This window comes from bacterium, assembly GCA_037131655.1.
In the GTDB taxonomy this organism is placed as follows: Bacteria; Armatimonadota; Fimbriimonadia; order Fimbriimonadales; family JBAXQP01; genus JBAXQP01.
In genome coordinates, this window is sequence record JBAXQP010000314.1 from 1 (window position 1) to 3,033 (window position 3,033).

Annotated in this window: 2 protein-coding genes; both read left to right on the top strand. The window is 49.7% G+C overall.

Translation table 11 applies throughout. The features are described from left to right. The coding region (uvrA, locus tag WCO51_11715) for an excinuclease ABC subunit UvrA (GenBank protein ID MEI6513922.1) at positions 1-1,548 on the top strand (1,548 nt) is incomplete at its 5' end. A gap of 166 nt (positions 1,549-1,714) precedes the next feature. Further along, positions 1,715-3,033: M20/M25/M40 family metallo-hydrolase (locus WCO51_11720; GenBank protein ID MEI6513923.1), on the top strand; the 1,319-nt coding region annotated here is incomplete at its 3' end.

A 3,033-nucleotide genomic window follows, 5' to 3' on the forward strand; every position in this document is an offset into this window, starting at 1 on the left:
ATTATTGCCGAGCGTGCGGTTAAGGAAATTAAGACCCGATTGGGATTTTTGAATGACGTCGGTTTGAACTACCTCACTCTCGACCGAACGGCAACGACATTGGCTGGCGGGGAAGCCCAGCGCATTCGTTTGGCTACCCAGATAGGTTCTGGATTGATGGGTGTGCTGTACATTTTGGATGAACCCAGCATCGGCCTACATCAGCGGGACAACCATAAGCTCATCGAAACTTTGATCCGCCTGCGCGATATTGGAAACACTGTGATCGTTGTCGAGCACGATGAAGACACAATGCGTTCGGCCGATTATATCGTTGACATGGGGCCTGGAGCAGGCGAACATGGCGGATTTGTAGTTGCGAAGGGCACTTTGGATGAGATTATTTCCACTAAAGGAAGCCTAACGGGCGATTTTCTGTCAAAGCGGGCAGAAATCGCCATCCCCGAGAAGCGCCGCACAACTAATGGGGAGTGGATTGAACTCACCAATGCGCGCCAGCATAACCTCAAGAGCATTGACCTGAGGCTCCCGTTAGGAAGCTTTGTAGCAATTACCGGCGTATCGGGTAGCGGTAAGAGCACCCTTATTCAAGAAACCCTTTTCCCGCGTCTAATGTATCAAGTCTACGGTACGCGCACGACTTGGGGGAAGCATGACGAGGTCAAGGGGTTGGAACACGTCGATAAGGTCATCGATATCAACCAAAGCCCAATCGGTAGGACTCCACGTTCGAATCCGGCTACTTACACCGGCGTTTTCGATATGATTCGCGACCTGTTTTCTAAAACCCCTGACGCCAAAATGCGCGGATATAAAGCCGGACGGTTTAGCTTCAATGTGAAGGGCGGGCGTTGTGAGGCCTGCAAGGGAGATGGCATTATCAAGATCGAAATGCACTTCCTGCCCGATGTTTATGTGCCGTGTGAGATATGCAAGGGCAAGCGCTATAACCGTGAAACGCTCGAAGTCAAATACAAGGGCAAGAATATTGCCGAAGTATTGGCGATGAATGTTGAGGAAGCATTGGATTTCTTCTCGGCCATTCCGTCCATTCTGCGCAAGATGCAAACGCTGCACGATGTCGGTCTGGACTACATCCAATTAGGCCAGCCGGCGACAACCTTATCAGGCGGTGAAGCCCAGCGCGTCAAACTTTCTACCGAACTCAGCAAGAAGGGCACTGGCCGAACGGTTTATATTCTCGATGAGCCGACTACGGGTTTGCATTTCTTTGACGTTGATAAGCTCTTGGGCGTTCTACATCGATTAGTTGATGCCGGCAATACCGTTATTGTTATCGAACACAACTTAGACGTTATCAAAACTGCCGATTGGGTTGTTGATTTAGGCCCTGAAGGTGGAGACGCCGGCGGCCAAATAGTAGCCGAAGGCCCTCCTGAGCACATTGCTAAAGTTAAAAAGTCCTATACCGGCCAATTCCTAAAGAACATCCTCCCCAACACCCATCCAAGGGTAGCCATTGTCTCCGCCGAGCTTCCAAAGGCAGATGTGCCAAAGCGAAAGAAAAAGACGTCTGTAGGGAAGTAAGGTGTAAAGTAAAAGGCAGAATCCAGATAATTTTCCCCTTGGAAAGGATGAAACTTTTCTGAATTCGTTCTTGCTTCTTCCCTAACACCTTCCCAACACATTACAACCATAACCTACTTTGTCTGCCTAGGGTATAGTAGCAACAAATAAGCTTTTGGAGGTTTCAATGGAATTTGATGGCGCAAGGGCGTATGAATACACCCGCGTTTTAACGAAAGATATTGGAAGTCGTTTTGCTGGGCAAGATGGCGAGAAAAAGGGCGCTGAGTACGTATTAAAGACCTTTAAAGAATTTGGTTATGAGGATGCGCGCCTTCAGCCATTCCCAATCGATTTGTATGAAGCATGGGATGAGAAGCTGACCGTCGACGGGTTAGGTAACGTTCCATGTGTTGGTATCCTTGGCGGCGAGGATTGTCCTGACGGCATTACCGGAGAATTGAAATATGTCGAAGGCGGCGAGCCTGCAAATCTAGGGCCAGACTGCCGAGACAAGATTTTGATGATATGTGGCGACATCGGGCCTATGAATAAGTATAAGAATATGCTCGCCCACAAGCCGAGAGCGATCATCGTTCTCGATGGCAGCTATTTCAGGCCTCCTTGTCGTAATAACCTGAGCCATGAACGAAAGAAGATGTTCGGCTCGGTGCCAATGGTACGCGTCGCCTATGAGTACGGCAAGAAGATGTGGCCTTTGAGCGGGAAGACTGCAACCCTTTCGCTTCGCTCGACTTATCGTGAATCGACTGCTTATAATATTATCTGCGACCTTCCTGGTACAGAAGATTCCAAGGACATCATCGTAGTTTGCGGTCACGTGGATAGTATCTATGACAGCCCAGGCGCAATTGATAACGCAACTGGAACTTCTTGTGTGATGGAACTAGCCAGAATCTTCAAGAAGATCGGTTCGAAGCGCCACCTCCGCTTTATCGCTTTCAGTGGTGAAGAGCAGGGGCTGCGCGGCAGTGTTTACTATGTGCGTGAACTCCGCAAGGCCGATAAGGTTGCTAAGAAAGATAAAGAGTTTGCTCTTACCGGTCAGGAGACCGAACTTGACCATCACCGATTGGTTGTCAATATCGACATCCAGGGAACGATGCCGGGTACCTCGGGCGCAATTATCAGTGGTCCGTCTGATTTAACCGCATCGGTTCGATTACTGGCAGCTGAAAACGGCCCTGCACAAAGTGTAAGCGAAGGCTGCTACAGTTCTGACAATGCCCCGTTTGGTGATGCAGGCGTTCCTTCGATCTCATGGGGCCGCGGTGGTCCTGATGGCTTCTATGGCCATACCTGTCTCGATGCTTTCGAGCAGGTGAGTCAAGAGGGTTTGAAAGTTGCCGGTGCGTTTATTCTTAAATGGATGCGCCGCTATATAACGGAACCGCTCATCATCCCCTTTGAGCGCACTATTCCTGACGACCAGAAGACACAAATCTCCAACTACTTCAAAGAGCGAGCCATGCTCCGCCTCGATGA